The following is a 20,071-nucleotide window of genomic DNA, read 5'->3' on the forward strand; positions in this document are numbered from 1 at the left end:
CTGGCCGGCGGCGTGGCCGTGATCAAGGTCGGCGCCGCCACCGAGATCGAGATGAAGGAGAAGAAGGCGCGCGTCGAGGACGCCCTGCACGCCACCCGCGCCGCGGTCGAGGAAGGCATCGTCCCGGGCGGCGGCGTGGCCCTGGTCCGCGCCCTGAGCGCGATCAAGGACCTCCAGGGCGCCAACGCCGAGCAGACCCTGGGTGTCGGCATCGCCTGCCGCGCGATGGAGGAGCCGCTGCGCCAGATCGTCGCCAACGCCGGCGAGGAGCCGTCGGTGATTCTCGCCAAGGTCGCCGAAGGAACCGGCAGCTTCGGCTACAACGCCGGGACCGGTGCGTTCGGCGATCTGGTGGAGATGGGCGTCATCGACCCGACCAAGGTGACCCGCTCCGCGCTGCAGAACGCCTGCTCCGTGGCCGGACTCATGATCACCACCGAGGCCATGGTCGCCGACGAGCCCAAGAAGGAATCGGCTCCGGCCATGCCCGGCGGCGGCATGGGAGACATGGACTACTGATCCATCCCCGGAATCGAGCCCCGCGAGGGGCTCCGCGAGATCCGAGCCCGGCCAGTCGAACTGGCCGGGCTTTTTTCGTCCGCCATCTCCACTCTGTCACGCATTGACCTACCACGAAAAAGAAAGGTTAATAGCGCGCTCGATCCTCAGGTGCCCTCCATGCCTTTCGGCACGAGGGTTGAACGGGAAGCCGGTGCGTCATCCGCAAGGGACGGACAAACCCGGCGCTGCCCCCGCAACGGTAAACGAGTCGAAGACGCGACCTGATGCCACTGTGACCCCGTCACGGGAAGGCGTTGCGTCCGGGCCTGTGCCCGCTCGTGAGCCCGGAGACCGGCCTGAGGATCTGGGCCGGCAGAACCGCCGCCGGATCCAGAGAGGATCCAGCTCGGCATGACGTTCGGCCCGTTCACCGGGGTCGCGAGGGGCGTCCGACCGGGATGACCGGCGCCCCGCGCCCAGGTAGCCCCGTCTTCGTCCAGCATCTCGCCACCCTTCTCGTTCGATGCCCTGCGGGTGTGCAGGGATCACAGCTGGAGTCCCTTTCGACATGAAGCATCCATTGACGCTGGCGGCACTGACACTGCCGTTGGCCGGAAATCTCTTTGCCGACACCTCCCCCACCACGCTCGACACCGTGGTCGTCACCGCGACGCGCACGGCGACGCCCGCGACCGAATCGCTCGCCTCGGTCACCGTCATCGACCGCGCCGAGATCGAGCGTCGCCAGTCGCGTTCGGTTCCCGACCTGCTGCGCGGCGTCCCAGGCGTGACAGTCTCGCAGAACGGCGGAGCGGGACAGGTCGCCTCCGTCTCATTGCGCGGAACCAACTCGGATCATGTGCTGGTCCTGATCGACGGAGTACGCATCGGCTCGGCGACCCTGGGCACCTCGCCCCTGCAGGATATCCCGATCGAACAGATCGAGCGGATCGAGGTCGTGCGCGGACCGCGATCCAGCCTCTACGGCTCGGAGGCGATCGGCGGCGTCATCCAGATCTTCACCCGTCGCGGCGGCGGCCCATTGGCGCCGCGGCTGAGCGTCGGCGGCGGCAGCTTCGGAACACTCTCTGCCTCGGCCGGTCTCTCGGGCGGCGGCGAGAACGGCTGGTTCGACCTGGGCGCCAACGTCGAGCGCACCGACGGCATCGATGCCTGCGACGGGCGGCCCGCGCCCTATGCCGGCTGCGGCGTCTTCCAGAACGATCGTGACGGCTACCGCAACATCGGGGTCAATGTGCGCGGGGGCTATCGCTTCAGCGACTGGGCCTCGCTCGACCTGCATCTCTTGAGCTCGCAGAACCGCACCGAGTTCGACGGCACCATCTACGGCGGAAACCGCTCGCGCTCCGAGCAGCAGGTCCTCGGCGGAACCCTGACCCTGCAGCCCCTGTCGCCCTGGACTCTGACCCTCTCGGCCGGCCACAGCTGGGACAAGTATCGCGTCTATTTCGACGACGAGGCCGCCGGAATCGACGATCGCTTCATCGACAGCTTCGAAACCGAACGCGACACCTTCTCGCTCCAGAACGACCTGAATCTCGCCCCAGGACAGATGCTCACATTAGGACTCGATTACACCAGGGACAGCGTCTCGGGAACCGTCGACTATGACAAGGACTCGCGCGACGATGTCGGGGTCTTCGGCGAGTACCAGGGCGCATTCGGCCCCACCAGCCTGACACTCAGTCTGCGCCAGGACGACGACGAGCAGTTCGGCACCCATGCCACGGGAAGCGCCGCGCTCGGCTATCTCTTCGCCAACGGCATCCAGGTCTCGGCCTCCTACGGAACCGCCTTCAAGGCACCCGCCTTCAACGATCTCTACTATCCCAACTACGGCAACCCGGATCTGGATCCGGAGCAGTCGCACAGCCTGGAGCTCGGACTCAGGGGCGAGCTTCCGCTCGGAACCATCGGCCAGGGCGACTGGGAGTTGAGTCTCTACCAGACGGACATCGACGACCTCATCGCCTACGACTCGACCTCCTACTCGGCCGCCAACATCCAGAGCGCCAGGATCCTAGGACTCGAGGCATCCGCCAATGCCAGGATCCTGGGCTGGGACCTTGGATCGACGCTCACCTTGCTGGATCCCGAGAACGATTCCGACGATGCCAACGACGGCAATCTGCTCCCGCGCCGCGCCGAGCAGACCTTCCAGCTCGACCTGGACCGCGCCTTCGACCGCTGGTCCTTCGGTGCCACCCTATTCGTCTCCGGCCGACGCTTCGACGACCTCGCCAACAGCGAACGGCTCGCCGGCTACAGCCTGGTGGATCTGCGCGCCGAATATGCGATCGACGCCTCGTTGCGGCTCCAGGCCAGGCTGGAGAACGCCTTCGACGAGGACTATGAGACGGCCTACCTATACAATCGTCCCGGTCGGGCCTTCTACCTGACCTTGCGCTACGAGCCCGAGCTGCCCTGAAGGCATTCTCGGCCCGGGGAAACGCGATCGATGCACAGTTCCCCGGCGCTCGCTCAATCAATAGATAGATCAAACATGCATAACGACAGATCACGTCTCGTTCAGAAGACGGCACCACTGATACACCCAGCCGCGCTCGCCGATCATCTCCCGATTCTCATGACCGTCCAGGAGATCGACCGATGATGGAAGCGCTTCTCTGGGTCAAGGACCCCATTCTCCCGATCGACGCCATGGCCGCGGAGGCCGCCCGCCGACGCCAGGATCAACTGACCAAGCCGCGCGGATCGCTCGGCCGTCTCGAGGAGATGGCGATCAAGCTCGCCGGCATGCAGGGCTCCTCGGCACCCTCTCCGGACCCGGTCCACATCCTCCAGTTCATGTCCGATCACGGCGTCGCCGCCGAGGGGATATCGGTCTACCCGCAGGAGGTGACCATCCAGATGCTGCGCAACATCGCGCGAGGCGGGGCCGCCGTCTCGGTGATGGCCGAGGCGGTCGGCGCGCGGATGGAGATCATCGACCTGGGCATCGCGACCGACCCCGGCCCGGTCGAGAACGTCCGCTCCGAGCGGCTCGGATTCGGCACCGGAAACATCGCCCGCGAGCCGGCCATGACCGAGGAACAGCTGGTGGCCGCCATGAACGCGGGCCGCTCCGGGGTGGAGCGCGCGCTGAGCAGCGGCGCCCGAATGCTGATCTGCGGCGAAATGGGCATCGGCAACACCACACCCGCCACCGCGGTCGCCTGCGCCCTGCTGGACAGACCGGCCGCCGACCTGGTGGGGCCGGGCACCGGGCTCGACGCCGAGGGGCTGGAACGCAAGCGCCGCGCCGTGGAGGCCGCGCTCGAACTGCATCTCGCCCCCGGTCGCTCGATCCTGGAACTGCTCGCCCGGCTCGGCGGATTCGACATCGTCGCCACCACGGGTGCCTACATCACGGCGGCCCAGCGCGGACTGCCGATCCTGGTGGACGGATTCATCATGAGCGCGGCCGCGCTCGCCGCCGTCCGTCTGCAGCCCGAGGTGCGCAACTGGATGATCTTCTCGCACACCTCGGCCGAGCCGGGTCATAGGCTCATGATGGAGGCCCTCGACGCGGACCCCTACCTGAATCTCGGGATGCGTCTGGGCGAGGCCACGGGCGGCGAGGCGCTGGTGCCGCTGCTGCGTCTCGCCTGTGTCGTCCATCAGAGGATGGCGACCTTTTCAGAAGCCGGCGTAACCGAGGTCTAGGCGAATGAACGAGCGCCTCCTAGATCTGTTGCGCCACGGCGAAGTCCAGGGTGGCGCTCGATTCCGTGGCGATCAGGACGACCCGCTGAGCGAGCGTGGCTGGGAGCAGATGCGGCTCGCCACCGAGTCCGCCTGCGACTGGACCGAGATCATCAGCTCGCCCTCCTGCCGCTGCGCCGATTTCGCCCGCGATCTGGCCCAGAGGCTCGGGGTTCCTTTCGGCCTGGAGCCGGCGATCACCGAACGCCGTTTCGGCGACTGGGAGGGACTGGCGGCCTATGAGATTCCCACCGACGAGCTCTCGCGCTTCTGGGACGACCCGGTCGGCTACACACCGCCCGGCGGCGAGCCCTTCGCCGATTTCCGCGACCGGGTGCGCCAGGCCCGGCACGACATCCTCAAAGGCTGCGGCCAGCATCCGCTGCTGGTGACCCACGGCGGCGTGATCCGCATGCTGGTCGCCGAAACGCTGCGGATGCCGGACGACGCCATCCTGCTGGTCGAGGCGCCCTACGCCTGTCGCACCCGGCTGCGCATCCCGGAACCGCCCGGACGTCCGAGCCTGGTGTTCCATCGGGCACCCGAATGAGCCCGCGTCCGCTCTGGATCGCGGGCCGTCTGCTGACCCGGCTGCCCTTCCCGGATCCGGGCCGGGAGACGCCGGCCGAGACCGGCCGCTCGGTGGTCTGGTATCCGCTCGTGGGCCTGATCATGGGGACACTGCTGGCGCTGGCCGGCACGGCCCTCGATCATGCCGATGCCGGGGTCGCGGCGGCCCTGATCCTGATCCTCTGGGTCTGGTCGAGCGGCGGCATCCATCTCGACGGCCTGGGCGACAGCGCCGACGCCTGGGTCGGCGGACTCGGCAGCCGCGAGCGCACCCTCGACATCATGAAGGATCCGCGCTGCGGCCCGGCCGCGGTCAGCGCCATCGTCCTGGTCCTGATCGCCAAATGGTCCGGAATCCAGGCCCTGATGAGCGGTGACGCCCCCTGGATGCTGGTGCTCATGCCCTTCGTCGGGCGGATGCAGCTGTCCTGGCTGCTGCTCACCACGCCCTATGCCCGCGAGCAGGGCATGGCGGCCGACCAGTCGCGTCACCTTCCGCGGCGCGCCACCTGGCTCTCGACCCTGGCAAGTGCCTTCCTCTGCCTCCTCCTGAGCGGCTGGGCGGGTCTGATTCTGCTGGGTCTGACGCTCTCGATCCTCATCCTGGCCAGACGCCGCATGCTGGACCGGATCGCCGGATTCACCGGCGACACGGCCGGCGCGCTGGTCGAGATCACCGAGACCCTGGTGCTGCTGACCTGCGCGATCCTCGCCGCCCCGGACGTCTGAATTTCCATTCGCGGGGGTCATTTTCGTAGAATAGCGCCCCCGATCGGCCTTGATTCATGGCAAGCACCTGACTTTACTGATAATCTCACTCTAAAGCCGACCTATCGGTCGGTCGTGAGAGCGTCGGCCACTGACCCGATCGGTTCACCGAACGAGCCGCCACCAGGACCGGCAAACAGATCGAGGGCGCCCGATCAGTCGCGACGCCAGGAGAATGTGGGACCCATGTATCGCTGGATCCAGCCAGAAAAAGACCGTTATTATCAGGCACATCTGGTGGAAGACCTGTTCGGTGACTGGACCCTCGTCGCCTGCTGGGGCGATCTGCACTCACGCCGGAGCCAGGTGCGCAAGACCGGCGTTTCCTCCTATGCGGCCGGCCTCGAACGTCTCAAGGCGATCGACAGACGTCGCAGACAGAGCGGATACCGTCTGGTCCAGGAATCGCCCGAACGCATCAACTGAACCGCCCGCCCCGAACGCTCAGGGCCGATGGATCCAGATCCCGGCGGCCTGCGAGCGCCATCCGGTCGGCCCCTCGATCCCGCCATCCGCCTTCAGCCTCACTTCGATCGCTCCCGCAGTCGCCGTGTTCATGCTATCCGCACCGGATGCGTCCACCCTATCGCGAACCTCCGGGGACGGAAAACCGAAACGATTGGCGTACCCGGACGCATAGAGGACCCATTCGGGAGCGACCCGATCGATGAAGACCGCCGAGGTCGAGGTCGCGCTGCCGTGATGTCCCGCCACCAGGATCTCGCTGCGCAGATCGTCCCCGAAACGCTCGACCAGACGCGCCTCGACCGCCCTGCCCACGTCCCCGGTCATGAGGATCGACCGCCCGCCGGCGGTGATTCGGAGCACGCAGGAGGCATCGTTGCCCTGCCCACCCACCGTCTCCGGATGGAGAAAACGGAACTCCACTCCGGACCAGCGCCAGAAGTCGCCGGAACGACAGGGTGTCGCGCCCGGCAGATCGAGCGCCTCCGGCTCCCCGCTCTGGATCGCCCCCACCTCGATCTCCCGAATCAAGGCCGAGGCACCTCCCGAATGGTCGCGGTCGGCGTGGCTGATCACCAGCCGATCGATACGCTCGATCCCCTTGGCGCGAAGAAAGGGAAGAACAATCTGCCGGCCGGTATCGAAACCGCCTGGATAGCGAGGTCCGGTGTCGAAGATCAAGGTGCCGTCACGCGTCCGGACCAGGATCGCCAGCCCCTGCCCCACATCGAGGAGATGGACCCAGGCCGCGCCATATGGAGGAACGGATGGAGGCAACAAGGGTACCGGCAGCAGCAGGATCAGACCCAGCCAGCGTCCGGGCAGACCCCGCGGAGCCAGGAGCAAGAGCGCGCCAGCAACCGCGACGACCCAAGCCCATAGAGGCCGCTCGGACAAGGAATAGGCGGCCCAATCCTGCCCGCCGAGCCACACCAGCCCATGCAGACAGCGGCCGAGCAAATCCGAGATCAGCACGAGCGGCAGCGAAGCGCCCGGAATCAGGCTCAGCAGACTGGCGAGCAGAACCAGCGGCAGCAGCAGACCGAACAGAGGAACCGCGACCAAATTGACCAGGGGCGCAATCACCGAGGCGCGATCGAAGAAGAGCAGAACCAGGGGCGCCAGCCCGATGGCGACGACCCACTGGGCCCGCCACCAGATGGCCAGGCGGCCCCTGCGCCCCAACCGCTGCCCGAGCCCGAACAGCAGCAGGCCGACGGCCCCGAAGGAGAGCCAGAACCCGTAGGACAGCACCGCCAGCGGATCCCAGATCACCACGGCCAATAGCGCCATGGACCAGGCGTGATAGGGTCTCAGCGCCCTTCCCCAATAAAGGGCGCCGAGCAGTACCGCGAGCATGATGAGCGCGCGTTGGGTGGAGACGGCGAAACCGGCCAGGGCCGCATAGCCCAGGGCTGCCAGCAGGGCGGCGATCGCGGCGGCACGCGGCGCGGCCATGAGCAGTGCCAGCCGACCGCCGCACGACCAGAGCCAGCGCACGGCCAGCCAGACGCCACCGGCGATCAGCCCGACGTGCAGACCCGAGATGGCGACCAGGTGATTGGTCCCGGTGCGGGTCAAGGCGTCCCAGTCGTCCGCGTCGAGCCCGGATCGGTCCCCGACGGTCAGCGCCCGGATCAGTCCGGCGGCCGGCGCACCCTCCAGCACCTGATCGATATGCTCGGACAGACGCTGGCGCCAGCGCGCGAGCCGATAGGACCCCGGCCCGGCATCCAGACGCTCCGCACCCTTGCGCACATAGCCGGTCGCCCCGACCCCCTGCTCGAACAGCCAGCGCTCGTAGTCGAAACCGCCCGGATTGGCGTAACCGTGCGGCGGCTTGAGACGGACCTCGAGCCGCCAGCGCTCTCCGGCCCGGAGAACCGGTGCATCACGGTACCAGGAGAGGCGTACCCGCCCTCGAAACGGCAAGGGCGCGCCCCCATTGAGAGAGCGCTCGACGTCGAACAGAAAGCGCCTGGCCCCACCCGACCGGACCGGGATCGAGGCGATGCGTCCCTCGATCGTCAGAGAGGTTCGAGCCAGGGTCTCGGGGAAGGGATCGCTCGACGTCCGCGGGACATGGATCTGCCCCCAAGCGAGACCCAGCGCAAAGGCCGCGATCAAGGACCATCCATAATCTTTGCACCGGAGCCCAAGCGCGGTTAGGATCGCCGCGGCAACGGCCCAGGCCGGCATGCCGGGCGAGAGATAGAGGCTCAGGACCCCGGCGACGAAGACCGGCGGCCAGAGCCGTTTCATCGACCCTCGACCGCTACACGAGCCTGCTCGGGCCACCGCCAAAGAGCAGGCCGACGCCGATGAACGAAATGTTGCCGACGAGGTGGATCGATCGAGCCGGACACGGCTAATCTACCCGTGCGCCATCCGGCCGAAACCCAGAACGAGCGAACCTGCCGAGTGAAAAAATGGCTGAAACGGGTCATGCCGACCCCCAAGTCGATCCTTGAGAATCGCTATCTTGGCATCTTCGGCAAGCTGCTGCACGACCCCAACCTCTGGCATCTCAATCGGCATTCGGTCGCCGGTGCCTTCGGGATCGGACTCTTCGTCATGTATCTGCCGCCCGTCGGCCACACCTTCATCGTGGGCGCGCTGGCCATCTATCTGCGCGTGAATCTGCCGATCTCACAGGCCCTGGTCTGGATCTCCAATCCAGTGACCATCCCGCCCATGTTCTATTTCGCCTATCTGGTCGGCTGCTGGATCCTCGGGATCCATGCGGAGGGATTCAACGTCCATTTCTGGCTGGACTGGCACAACTGGCTCGCGGTCACCGCGCCGGTGATGCTGGGCAGCCTCATCTGCGGCGCCGTCTGCGGCATCCTGGGATATCTGACCATCCAGATCATCTGGCGCTGGAAACTGATGCGCCAGATCCAGGCCCGCAAGGAGCGTTATCGGGCGATGGCCGCGTCGCGGACCAGCGACCCGTCGTCCAAGCGCCAGATCTGATCCATCCGGGCGGCCAGTTCCAGGTCGTGGGTGACGATCACCAGACTGGTACCGATCTCGCGATTGAGCTCGAGCATGAGTTCGTAGACGCTGGCGGCGGTGGTGCGATCCAGGTTGCCGGTCGGCTCGTCGGCCAGTAGACAGGCCGGGCGGGTGACCAGGGCGCGGGCGACCGCCGCGCGCTGACGCTCGCCGCCCGAGAGCTCGGACGGCTTGTGGGTGCCGCGATGACCGAGACCGACACGCTCCAGCAGATCCCCAGCCCTGGCCCTCGCCTCGGCCGGCTTGGCCCCGCCGATCAGCAGCGGCATGGCCACATTCTCCAGCGCGGTGAACTCGGGCAGCAGATGGTGGAACTGATAGACGAAGCCCAGATGCCGGTTGCGCAGCAGGCTGAGCTGCGACTCGGAGAGTCGGCTCACCTCCTGGTCGAGCCACAGCAGGCTGCCGGCGCTCGGACGGTCCAGACCGCCGATGCAATGCAGCAGCGTGCTCTTGCCCGAGCCGGAGGCACCCAGGATGGCGATGCGCTCGCCCTCGCCCACCCTGAAATCGACGCCCTTCAGTACCTCGACCACCTGAGGCCCCTGACGGAAGGTCTTGACCAGCCCCCGGGCCTCCAGGACCGACATGGACTCACTCATAGCGCAAGGCCTCCGCCGGCTGGGTCTTGGCGGCCCGCCAGGCCGGATAGAGGGTGGCCAGGACCGACATGAGGAAGGCGCCGGCACCGATGCCGATCACGTCGGAGAGATGCACGTCCGAGGGAAGCTCGCTGATGTAGTAGATGCTGGGATCGAGGAAGTGGATGCCGAAGAGGCTCTCGATGCCCCCCACCACCGGCTCGACGTTCAGGGCCAGGATCACCCCGGCGACCATACCGAGCAGGGTTCCGATCAGACCGATGGCCGTGCCCTGGACCATGAAGATGCCCATGACCCGCCCGGGCGAGATCCCCAGCGTGCGCATCACCGCGATGTCCGACTGTTTGTCCGTGACCACCATCACCAGGGTCGAGACGATGTTGAAGGCGGCCACGGCAACGATCAGGAATAGGATGATACCCATCATGCGCTTCTCCATCGCCAGGGCGCTGAAGAAGTTGCTGTGGACCTGGGTCCAGTCGACGAGGCGGTAGACGCCACCCAGGTCGTAGGCGATCTCGCGCGCCAGACGCGGCGCCTCCCACATGTCGGTCAGCTTGAGCCGCACCCCGGTCACGGCGTCGCCCAGGCTCAACAGCTTGGCCCCGTCGGCGAGCTGGATGAAGGCCGCGTTGCGGTCGTAGTCGGCCATGCCGACCTCGAAGATGCCGCTGACGGTGAAACGCTTGAGACGCGGCATGATGCCGACCGGCGTCGCGCTCACCTGAGGCGTCACCATGGTCACCTTGTCGCCCGGCCCCACCCCGAGGAAGGCGGCCAGATCGCGTCCCAGGATGATGCGGAACTCGCCATCCACCAGATCGTCGACCGAGCCACGGGTCATCTCACGACGCAGGTCCGAGACCTGATCCTCGTCGGTCGGCTGGATGCCTCGGATCAGCGCCCCGCTGACCTGCGAGCCATTGACCAGCATCCCCTGCACCTCGACGAAGGGCGCCGCCCCGACCACGTCCGGATGCGCGCGCACCTTCTCCAGGATCTCGCGCCAGTCGGACATGCCCCCGTAGGGATCCGTCAGAGTGGCATGCGAGGCCATGCTCAGGATGCGCTGCTGGATCTCCTTGTGGAATCCGTTCATGACGGACAGCACCACGATCAGGGCGACGATGCCCAGCGTGATCCCAACCATCGAGGTCCCCGAGATGAAGGAGATGAAATGGTTCCGGCGCTTCGCTCGCGTGTAGCGCAGACCGATGTAGAGTGGGAGGGGATGGTACATAGGGGCGCGATTTAATCACAAAGTGAACGGGGCTGCCGAAAATCCTCGGGCACGCCCGTGTCGTGGAAAAACAGGGTCTTCCGTCGCGGTCTCAGCAGCCTGGATTGCCGGGGATCCGGCCCTCGAACCCCCAGGCGCGATCGGTCAGCATGCGCGCCAGCGCCAGACCGATGACGATCCCGGCGACGATGAACATGGCCTGGTAGGCGTTGGCGATCGCCTCCAGCGACATGCCTTCGTTGGCATAGACCAGCGCCTGATAGGCGATCGTGCCCGGGATCATGATGAGCACCGGCGGCACCGAGAGGACGATACGCGGACAGCGCATCCGAGGAGACACCCAGGCCGCCATGAGTCCGACCAGCAGACTCGCCGCCGGGGCCGCCAGCTGCAGCGGCCACTGGACGTCGACCAGATAGAGCCGCAGGGTGTTGGCCAGCATGCCGATCGCCGAGGCCGCCAGGGCGATGCGCAGCGGGGTATTGAACATGAGGGCGAAACCCAGAACCCCGCAGAAGCTCGCCACCAGTCTCAAGGTCACCAGGGTAGGATCGGACAGGTCCAGCTCGGGGGCCTGCAGCGGAACCAGATGGACCAGCCCGGCGACCAGCCAGGCGCTGATCGAGGCCACGCTGACCACCAGGATGGCATAGGTCAGCCGCGCGATCCCGGCGCTGAAGTCGAGCCGGGCCAGATCCAGCGCGGCGGTGATGAGCGGAAACCCAGGGATCAGGAAGAGCACGGCCGAGGTGTAGCCCGCCGCGTGGCGCGAGCTGGGCACCCCGAACGTCATCAGAATCCCGGTGACCCCGAGATAGAGCAGACAGGCGAGGATGCCCGCCAGGAGCGTGACGCCGAGCTGGTTGAGACGTCGGCGGACGAGCGTCGCCCGCAGCCACTGACCGGCCCCGGCGCCGATCGCCGCGCCCAGACACTCCAGCCAGCCGCCGTGATTGAGAAAGCAGAAGGCCCCGCAGGCGAGCATGGCGGCCATGGCCGTCATGACCGGACCATAGCGTGCCGGACGCGAGGCGATGGCATCGAGCCGGCGATCGAAATCGGCCGGACACGTCCCGGGAGAGGTGCCGAGCGCCAGCGCCTCCATATCGACGATACGACCGGCGTTGACGCTGACGGCGGGGATGGTCCCGACCAGGGTATGGGTTCTGGCCCCACGGACGCAGGTCGCCATCACCGTGTTGAGCGTCACCTCGGCATGGACGGCATCCAGACCCAGACCGATCCCCACCCGGTTCATCTCCTCCTTGACCCGGTAGGCGCCGGTACCGGCCGACGCCATGATGGTGCCGGCGCGCACCACCGCGCGGCAGGCGGCCTCGAAATCGACCGGATCGTCGAAACTCTGGCTGGAAAGCTGAATGATTGGATCCATGCGTCTCGGGGATGGTTAGAATGCCTTGCCGACGGCCATCGGGATCGACCGAGACACGAGCGACGCACCCCGGGACGATCCAGGGCACGTCTTGGTTCAACCGGCTGCTCGCTCCCGGGATCGCCGAGCCCGAGGTGTGACCACGGATGCCCGAATTGATTCCGCTCGCCACGCACCCGATCGGCGGGACGGATGATCGACGACCCCGACCGAGGATCCAACGATGAAGCTCTCGACCAGAATCCCAGCCCTAGCACTCGCCCTGGGCGTCGGCCTCCAGGCACAGGCGGGCGACGATATCCTCTACCAGGTCTCGACCATCGATGCCCTGCTGGCCGGTGTATACGAGCCCGTTGCCCAGGTCGGAGAGGTGATGGAGCACGGCGATTTCGGACTCGGAACCTTCGAGGCGCTCGACGGCGAAGCGATCCTCTTCGAGGGCCAGATCTACCAGGCCGCCTCGGACGGCACCGTTCGCCTCATGCCCGAAACGGCCGGAACCCCCTTCATGGCCGTGACCCATTTCGACCGCGACCTGGCCCTCACACCCCCGGCCGGCCAGACCTTCTCCGACTTCAAGGACTGGCTGGAGGCGGCGCTGCCGAGTCGCAACATCGCCTATGCGATCCGCGTCGACGGCCATTTCGACAGGGTGCGCTATCGCAGCGTCCCGCGCCAGACGCCGCCCTACCCGCCGCTGGCCGAGGCGGCCAAGTCCCAGACCTTCTTCGAACGCAAGGACATCTCGGGCACGCTCGTCGGCTTCTGGTGTCCGGCATACACCAAGGGCGTCAACGTGCCCGGATTCCACCTGCATTTCCTCTCCGAGGATCGGCAGCACGCCGGTCATCTGCTCGACTTCGTGCTCACCGAGGGCCAGGTCGCGCTCGACCTCACCGACGACTGGAGCGTCGACCTGCCGATGGATCCCTCCTTCCTCGACGCGGATCTGGAATCGGACCGCAGCCAGGCGCTGCATCAGGTCGAACAGGGCAAGCCGGCCGACTGAACCTGGCCTAGCGCAACTAGCGGGCGCGATGGGATACAAGCAGGCCGCCAAAACTGGCACACTTGCCGCGCAATCACGCAAGACCAGCGGTAACCCGAGGAAACAAGGCGACGATGAGATCGCCGCGAACCATGACACAGTCGAGTGCACCTGGAAACGCCCTTGTGGGCGTCGTTTCCATCACCGCCGGCCGCCTACTCACCACTGAGGCGAATACGTCAGAATGAGCGACCCAGTCAAATATCTGCTCGATGAGCAACATCTCCCCCGCTTCTGGTACAACGTCAACGCCGATCTGCCGGTTCCGCTGGATCCGGTCCTGCATCCCGGCACCAAGAAGCCGATCACGCCGGACGAACTCGGCGTCATCTTCCCCCGCGCGGTGATCGAGCAGGAGGTCAGCACCGAGCGCGAGATCGAGATCCCCAAACCGGTACGGGAGATCCTCCGCCAGTGGCGCCCCTCCCCGCTCTATCGCGCCCGCAGGCTCGAGCAGGCGCTCCAGACACCGGCCAAGATCTTCTACAAATACGAGGGCGTGAGCCCGCCCGGCAGCCACAAGGCCAACACGGCCATCGCCCAGGCCTTCTACAACAAGGCCGAGGGCGTCAAGCGCATCACCACCGAGACCGGCGCCGGTCAATGGGGCTCGTCCCTGGCCATGGCCGGCTCCATGTTCGGGCTCGAGATCCTGGTCTACATGGTCAAGGTCAGCTACAACCAGAAGCCCTACCGCCGGGCCTTCATGGAGACCTTCGGCGCCCGCTGCATCGCCAGTCCCAGCGACACCACCGAATCGGGCCGCGCCATCCTCGCCGAGCACCCGGACAGCAGCGGCAGCCTGGGGATCGCCATCGGCGAGGCCGTCGAACTGGCCGCCCAGCGCGACGACACCAAATACGCCCTCGGCAGCGTGCTCAACCACGTGCTGCTGCACCAGACCGTCATCGGGCTCGAGGCGCAAAAACAGCTCGAGATGGCCGACACCTATCCCGATATGATCATCGGCTGCACCGGCGGCGGCAGCAACTTCGCCGGCATCGCCTTCCCCTTCCTCGGCGAGCAGCTGCGCGGCGGCCGCAAGGTCGAGTGCATCGCGGTCGAACCCTCGGCCTGCCCGACGCTGACCAAGGGTCTCTTCGCCTACGACTTCGGCGATACCGCCCACCTCACCCCGCTGTGCAAGATGCACACGCTGGGCTCGACCTTCGTCCCGCCGGGCTTCCACGCCGGCGGACTGCGCTATCACGGCATGGCCCCGCAGATCAGCCACCTGGCCAAGCTCGGCTATATCGCACCGCGCTCCTACAACCAGCTCGAATGCTTCGCGGCCGGCATCCAGTTCGCCCGGTCCGAGGGCATCGTCCCGGCGCCGGAGGCCACCCACGCGGTCCGGGCCGCGATCGACGAGGCCGAGAAATGCCGCGAGTCGGGCGAATCCAAGACCATCCTCTTCAACCTGAGCGGTCACGGCAACTTCGACATGCAGGCCTATACGGACTATCTGGGCGGCAAGCTGAAGGATCTGGAATACGCCGAAAGCGAAGTGGCCATGGCGCTCGCCGGACTGCCATCGGTCGCCTGATAAAACCTGCGAAGCGGCATTGGACTTGAACCCTCCATCCTCGGAGTGCGTTCTCGCTCCGCAACGGATGGAAAGACGGCTGGCGAGGCATCGACGGCAGGGACGCCACCGCCAGACCCACAGAACCCGTCGCCCGAGCCGGAAAAACCGGACCGAGCGCCCGATATGTGATTGGTAGACGGCGAGCGTCGCGAGAGGAGACACGAGATGCGGCAAACGAGATACCTTGCGGATCCCACTCCGGCGCTCGCACTCGCAGGAATATTCGCCCTGACACCGATCCAGACGCCCGCCACCGAGGCCGCCTCCCCTCTCGGCGCGGCGGACCAGGCATCGGCGCTTCATGTAGAGCTGCTGGATGGGCTTCACCAACAGATCCAGGAACTCAAGGGCCGCGTCCAGGGCATGGAGGGCAAGCTGCGCGAATCGGCGATCTCCCGCAAGGGCGCCGACCAGGCGCGCATGGAGGCCGAGCGACGCCTGGCCGAGCAACTGCAGGAGGTCGATCGGCTGCGGCAGGAGCGCACCGCGCTCAAGAGCCGGATCGCGAAACAGGAGGCCGAGATCTCGCAGCTGAACGCCAGCAATCAGGATCTGGAAGCCAAGCGCGACGCATTGGCGAACCGGGTCGCGGAACATGAGGCCGAAGCGGATCGACTGGAGCGCGAGCTGCAAATCTCGAATCAGTCGCGAATCGAGACCGAGGCCCGCGTGACCGAGCTGCTGAACCGGCTCCCCTCTTCCGAGGGCGGCAGCCTCACCCCGGCCGCGGCGCGCGCGGCGGCCACGGCGGCATTCGATGCATTGCAGAAGTCACACCAGCAGGCCCGGCATTCACCCGACCCCAGCTCTGCCAAGGGCGTTCAGACCGCCGAGGACGAACTGCATCGGCGCCAGCTCAAACTGGCGAACGCCATCTCGGCCCAATGCGTCTACCGGATACGGGCCAAGGATACCCTGGGGCAGATCAGCAAACGCTTCTACGGCAGCTCTGCCCAGTGGCACAGGCTGTTCGAGGCCAACCGCCATCTGCTCGAGGACCCGAACCGTCTCGATCCAGGGATCACCCTGGTCATCCCCTGAGCGAGCCGCGTCTCGATCGGTCCGATCGGGCGATCAGTCGCAAGGCTCGAAGAAGTCGTTCGCCATCGCCTCTCGGCACTGTCCGGAGATCTCGCTCGCGGACGCCTCCGTCTCCGCCGCGTTGGCCATCGACTCGATCTGACGCGCAAGGCGGCACGACTCCGCGCCCTCGCACCGCCCCTTCGTGCCGCACATGCGCTCCACCAAATGCGCGCAATCGGGCGATTCCGGCTGCGATCGCGCATCCAAGGATTCCGGACGGCTCCAGCTATCCACCATCCCGCCCCAGGGAACAACCATCCCATCCCTGACGATCACCTGGGTTCCGTCTTCGAGCCGATGCGCCCCGTCCCAGAGCGGGCGCCGCCCAGCCTCGCCCAGATGCCAGGCACGATGGGTGCGAGGATCCACCTCGAGCCGCGTCCCATCCATCAGCCGCCACGACCAATCCGCCGCCACTGGCGTGGAAGCCGCCGAGGCCAGGATGAGAACGTAGCAGGCGTATCGAGCAAGCGTCACGGCCATGGTTGTTCGGACACCTCGAAATGGATGTGCCTCGACGATGGAAGTGCGATCCGCGGATCGCCAGGCACGGCGAATACAGCTGGGTCATTGAACGAACACGAAAAGACCACAATAAACCAGATCGCCGATCCATGAATCGAGCGAGCCGAACTCGCCGGCCGATCCGGTCCGTGGCAACCCGAGCATCGTGCCACCCGGGCAAAAACACGCATCTTCATCGGCTTACAAGAACCGATCCGTTTTCTTCCCCATGACGGATTCACGACCAGATCCGACAGGCGACTGGAGATATTGGGTTCCGCGCGTATCTTCCGGCCCGATGCAGCCGACGAAACGCATACGCCACCCTGATTTCGACCACGAAGCAGACCCAGGAATTCGAGATGTCCATGTTCAATCATCTGAGCCTGAAGGCCACGCTGATCACCATCCTCTCGATCGCCTTCGTTTCGCTGATGGCGCTCTCGGGGACCCTGATCACTCAAGAGTTCGATCGCTATGCGAAGGCCGGAATCAATGAGCGACTCGTCGATTACGCCTATGGGATCGATGACATCGCCCATCATCTCGCGGTCGAGCGGGGTCTCTCGGCAGGCTACATCGGGTCTGGATCCACGACACTGCACCAACGGATCCTCACACAGAGACAGAAGGCGAATGCGGCCATCGATCGCCTCCGCGCTCTGATCGACGACCGACAGCTGCCCTACCCGGATCTGGCCAAGGGAGTGGACCAGCTCCTCGCCCTGGTCGAGGAACGGGAAATCGTTCGCACCCAGGTCGATGCACGCGATGGCAAAGGTGCCTTCCAATATTATTCCAACGTCAACGCCCATGCCGCCGATCTCTTCGTGCGCTTCATGGTCAACGTCGACAACCCACTGGCGCGTCGGCAACTGCTGATGTCGCTGCACCTTTCCGAGGTCAAGGAGAAGCTGGGGCAGATCCGCGGCAAGGTGAACGGAATCCTGGCGGCTCAGGAGATCGACCCGGCCGCCAAGCAGGCGTTGCTGATCTATGTCTCCGACCTGCACCGCGCCGAGAGCCTGTTCGGAACGGTGGCGACACCCGAATTCGCAGAGCCCTTCGCCACCATCCTGGAATCGGATACGGGGACCAGGATGAAGCAGGTGCTGAAGCGTCTGCTCGATGAAAACGGCCGCCTGAATTCCTCCGACTACCCGGCCCCGGCCGATTGGTTCAAGGCCGCAACCGGCCAGATCGGAAAGGTCAAATCGATCATGGACGAGGTCAAGACGATCATCGTCGCCGAAATGGAACAACACCGCTCCGGGGCGAAGCTGGCGGTGATCACGACCGGTCTGGTCGCCGTGATCCTGCTGGCCCTCATCGTCGGGATCTCAGTGGCCGTCACGCTCAAGCTCACGCGCAAGATCGACCGCATCAAATCCACCCTAGACCGCATCACCGAAACCCGCGATTTCACGGTCAGTATCAACGATACTTCGAGAGACGAGCTGGGTTCCATCTCGCGCGCGATCGACCGCATGGCCTCGAATCTCACATCCGTCGTCGAGCAGCTGGTACAGGGCGTCCAGTTCATGAGCGGCGGTATCCTTCGGCTCGAAAAGGTCTCCATTCAGGTCGGCGAGGTGGTCAAACAGTCGGACAGCGCACTGCAGGAGATCGCCGAGGCCATTCAAGACCTGACGGACAAGGCGCACCAGATCCGCCAGGCCGCGAACGAATCCCTTGAAAGCGCACAGGAATTCACCGAACTCTCAAGCCAGGCGCGCGCAATGAACCAGGACGCCCAGCAATCCATCGAGGATCTGGTGAAGATCAACGACCGGGCCTTCGCCACGACCGAAAGCCTCAACGTCAAGACACAGTCCATCGTTCAGATCCTGGACAGCGTCAACGCCATCTCGGAGCAAACGAACCTGCTCGCGCTCAATGCCGCGATCGAGGCCGCCCGCGCCGGGGAGAGTGGACGCGGATTCGCGGTCGTGGCCGACGAGGTCAGACAGCTAGCGATCCGCAGCAAGGAGGCGACAGGTGAGATCGGACAGGTCCTCGCCGGCATCAAGAGCGAGGCGGAGCAGCTGCGAGGGGTCATGGAAAGCATCCGGGAGACGGGCCAGCGAACCTCGTCGAACAGCGAGCGATCGCTACGCAATATCGAGAACCTCCACGAGCAGATCCTGGCGATCCGCGGCCAGATGGCGCTGATATCGAGCTCGGCGGAGCAACAGAGCACAACCTCCATGACGATCTCCGAGGACGTCCATGAGGTGAAGAAGGAATCGACCGAGATCGCTGGCGCCATGGTCGATCTAGGTTCGCTGATCCGCGAACTCGAATCCTCCCACGCGTCCATGTCTGACATGGTAAGCCGGTTCGGCCACTGATCGGACGACTCGGGGAAGACGCTCACAAGGAGTCTATCCGGGTATCGAGCGCGATCGATCAGGCCGTCGAGCGCACCTTGACCCCGGTCTCGGGGTGGAAGAGATGCAGGCTGGATAGCGGAACGCCCAGCCCGAGAATGTGCCCCCTCTCGAGCGAGGCATCCGGATCCAGGCGCACGATCAATCGTCGTTCGCCGGCCAAGGCATTCATGCCCGCAGCGGTCAGGGCTGGAGGCGACTCGTAGCCAGCCGTTCCCAGCTCCAGGTGGACGAAAAGCTCCGAGCCCAGCCACTCCACCAGATCGACCGTGCCGCGCAACGAGGACGCCGCTTCCGCGTCATCCACCGGCACCAGGGACTCGGGACGAATCCCCACGATCAGTGGACCATTCGGCAGATCGATCGCGGCCCGCTCGTCGAGCGTCAGCGATATTTCGGCCGTAGCCACAGACAGTCGATCGTCCCCGATCCTCGCCGGCAGCAGATTCATGGGCGGCGTGCCGATGAAGCCGGCGACGAAGAGGTTGGCCGGAGCCGAATAGAGCGCGCGTGGCGTCGCCACCTGCTGGACCTCCCCGTCGCGCAGGATGGCCACGCGGTCGCCGAGGGTCATGGCCTCGGTCTGATCGTGCGTCACGTAGACCGTGGTCACGCCGAGCCGGCGCTGGAGCCGCGCCAGCTCGGCGCGCATCTGGCCTCGGAACTGGGCGTCCAGGTTGGACAGCGGCTCGTCGAGCAGGAAGACCTTGGGCCGCCGCACCATGGCCCGCCCCATGGCGACACGCTGGCGCTGGCCGCCGGAGAGCGTCTCCGGCTTGCGGTCCAATAGGTCACCAAGCCCCAACAGATCGGCGACCTGGCTCACTCGCGACGCGGTCTCCTCGGCCGACACCTTCGCCAGCTTGAGCGGGAAGGCGATGTTCTCCCCCACGCTCATGTGCGGGTAGATGGCATAGCTCTGGAAGACCATCGCCATGTCTCGGTCCTTGGGGTCCACGCCACGCATAGAGCGGCCGTCGACGCGCAGATCGCCGCCGCTCATCTCCTCCAGACCCACGATCATGTTCAGCAGGGTCGACTTGCCGCACCCCGAGGGTCCGACCAGGATGAAGAGTTCGCCGTCGTGAATGCTGAAGGTCGCGTCCCGCACGGCGGTGGTGCCGTCGGCGAACCGCTTGGTGACGCCCTCAAGGATGATCTCGGCCATGATGTCT

17 protein-coding genes and 1 riboswitch are annotated in these 20,071 nt (G+C 65.9%); of the genes, 11 read left to right on the forward strand and 6 right to left on the reverse strand.

Annotated elements, in window-relative coordinates; translation table 11 throughout:
* The 6 genes from D779_RS14215 to D779_RS14240 all read left to right on the forward strand — a co-directional run.
* Positions 1-519 (forward strand): TCP-1/cpn60 chaperonin family protein (locus tag D779_RS14215; protein ID WP_043755292.1); only part of this gene is annotated, 519 nt, incomplete at its 5' end.
* Positions 520-650: 131 nt separating this feature from the next.
* Positions 651-875: riboswitch (cobalamin riboswitch) on the forward strand.
* A gap of 194 nt (positions 876-1,069) precedes the next feature.
* A complete protein-coding gene (gene btuB / locus D779_RS14220; RefSeq protein WP_043755294.1) occupies positions 1,070-2,950 on the forward strand; it encodes a TonB-dependent vitamin B12 receptor in 1,881 nt (626 codons plus the stop codon).
* 182 nt (positions 2,951-3,132) lie between these two features.
* Positions 3,133-4,188 carry a nicotinate-nucleotide--dimethylbenzimidazole phosphoribosyltransferase gene (gene cobT, locus D779_RS14225; protein WP_043755296.1) on the forward strand — a complete coding sequence of 352 codons (1,056 nt, stop codon included), beginning with the start codon at positions 3,133-3,135 and terminating at the stop codon, positions 4,186-4,188.
* Positions 4,189-4,192: 4 nt separating this feature from the next.
* A complete protein-coding gene (locus D779_RS14230; protein ID WP_043755298.1) occupies positions 4,193-4,777 on the forward strand; it encodes a histidine phosphatase family protein in 585 nt (194 codons plus the stop codon).
* A complete protein-coding gene (locus D779_RS14235; protein WP_043755300.1) occupies positions 4,774-5,526 on the forward strand; it encodes an adenosylcobinamide-GDP ribazoletransferase in 753 nt (250 codons plus the stop codon). The genes D779_RS14230 and D779_RS14235 overlap by 4 nt, the downstream gene beginning before the upstream one ends.
* A gap of 225 nt (positions 5,527-5,751) precedes the next feature.
* Complete coding sequence (locus tag D779_RS14240) at positions 5,752-5,991, forward strand: hypothetical protein (RefSeq protein WP_043755302.1); 240 nt, start codon at positions 5,752-5,754, stop codon at positions 5,989-5,991.
* Between the two features lie 18 nt (positions 5,992-6,009).
* Here D779_RS14240 and D779_RS14245 read toward each other — a convergent pair whose 3' ends face one another.
* Positions 6,010-8,292 (reverse strand): DNA internalization-related competence protein ComEC/Rec2, encoded by a 2,283-nt coding sequence (locus D779_RS14245; RefSeq protein ID WP_043755304.1) that lies wholly within the window; start codon positions 8,290-8,292, stop codon positions 6,010-6,012.
* A 159-nt stretch (positions 8,293-8,451) separates the two neighbouring features.
* Here D779_RS14245 and D779_RS14250 point away from each other — a divergent pair, with 159 nt between their 5' ends.
* Positions 8,452-9,006: a DUF2062 domain-containing protein gene (locus D779_RS14250; RefSeq protein WP_043755348.1), complete on the forward strand. Its 555-nt coding sequence runs from the start codon at positions 8,452-8,454 to the stop codon at positions 9,004-9,006.
* Here the strand turns inward: D779_RS14250 and lolD are convergent.
* From lolD to D779_RS14265, 3 genes are all read right to left on the reverse strand, one after another.
* Positions 8,949-9,650 carry a lipoprotein-releasing ABC transporter ATP-binding protein LolD gene (lolD, locus tag D779_RS14255; RefSeq protein ID WP_043755306.1) on the reverse strand — a complete coding sequence of 234 codons (702 nt, stop codon included), beginning with the start codon at positions 9,648-9,650 and terminating at the stop codon, positions 8,949-8,951. The genes D779_RS14250 and lolD overlap by 58 nt on opposite strands.
* Positions 9,643-10,890 carry a lipoprotein-releasing ABC transporter permease subunit gene (locus D779_RS14260; protein ID WP_043755308.1) on the reverse strand — a complete coding sequence of 416 codons (1,248 nt, stop codon included), beginning with the start codon at positions 10,888-10,890 and terminating at the stop codon, positions 9,643-9,645. Before D779_RS14260 ends, lolD begins: the two co-directional genes overlap by 8 nt.
* Positions 10,891-10,981: 91 nt before the next feature.
* Positions 10,982-12,283, reverse strand: a complete 1,302-nt coding sequence (locus tag D779_RS14265) for a threonine/serine exporter family protein (RefSeq protein ID WP_043755309.1) — start codon at positions 12,281-12,283, stop codon at positions 10,982-10,984.
* A 223-nt stretch (positions 12,284-12,506) separates the two neighbouring features.
* Between D779_RS14265 and budA the strand changes: the two genes are divergently transcribed.
* The 3 genes from budA to D779_RS14280 all read left to right on the forward strand — a co-directional run bounded on the left by budA (position 12,507) and on the right by D779_RS14280 (position 15,960).
* Entirely contained in the window at positions 12,507-13,292 is a 786-nt protein-coding gene (budA, locus tag D779_RS14270) for an acetolactate decarboxylase (protein WP_043755311.1), read from the forward strand.
* Between the two features lie 223 nt (positions 13,293-13,515).
* Entirely contained in the window at positions 13,516-14,877 is a 1,362-nt protein-coding gene (locus tag D779_RS14275; RefSeq protein ID WP_043755313.1) for a TrpB-like pyridoxal phosphate-dependent enzyme, read from the forward strand.
* 207 nt (positions 14,878-15,084) lie between these two features.
* Positions 15,085-15,960, forward strand: a complete 876-nt coding sequence (locus D779_RS14280) for a LysM peptidoglycan-binding domain-containing protein (protein ID WP_043755315.1) — start codon at positions 15,085-15,087, stop codon at positions 15,958-15,960.
* 33 nt (positions 15,961-15,993) lie between these two features.
* Here the strand turns inward: D779_RS14280 and D779_RS14285 are convergent, their stop codons facing one another.
* Complete coding sequence (locus D779_RS14285; RefSeq protein WP_043755317.1) at positions 15,994-16,485, reverse strand: hypothetical protein; 492 nt, start codon at positions 16,483-16,485, stop codon at positions 15,994-15,996.
* 389 nt (positions 16,486-16,874) lie between these two features.
* Between D779_RS14285 and D779_RS14290 the strand changes: the two genes are divergently transcribed.
* Positions 16,875-18,857 (forward strand): methyl-accepting chemotaxis protein, encoded by a 1,983-nt coding sequence (locus tag D779_RS14290; protein WP_232424196.1) that lies wholly within the window; start codon positions 16,875-16,877, stop codon positions 18,855-18,857.
* Positions 18,858-18,915: 58 nt separating this feature from the next.
* Here the strand turns inward: D779_RS14290 and D779_RS14295 are convergent, their stop codons facing one another.
* A complete protein-coding gene (locus D779_RS14295) occupies positions 18,916-20,064 on the reverse strand; it encodes an ABC transporter ATP-binding protein (RefSeq protein ID WP_043755321.1) in 1,149 nt (382 codons plus the stop codon).
* Positions 20,065-20,071 lie beyond the last annotated feature (7 nt).

Origin of the sequence: Imhoffiella purpurea (genome assembly GCF_000585215.1) — a bacterium.
In the GTDB taxonomy this organism is placed as follows: Bacteria; Pseudomonadota; Gammaproteobacteria; order Chromatiales; family Chromatiaceae; genus Imhoffiella; species Imhoffiella purpurea.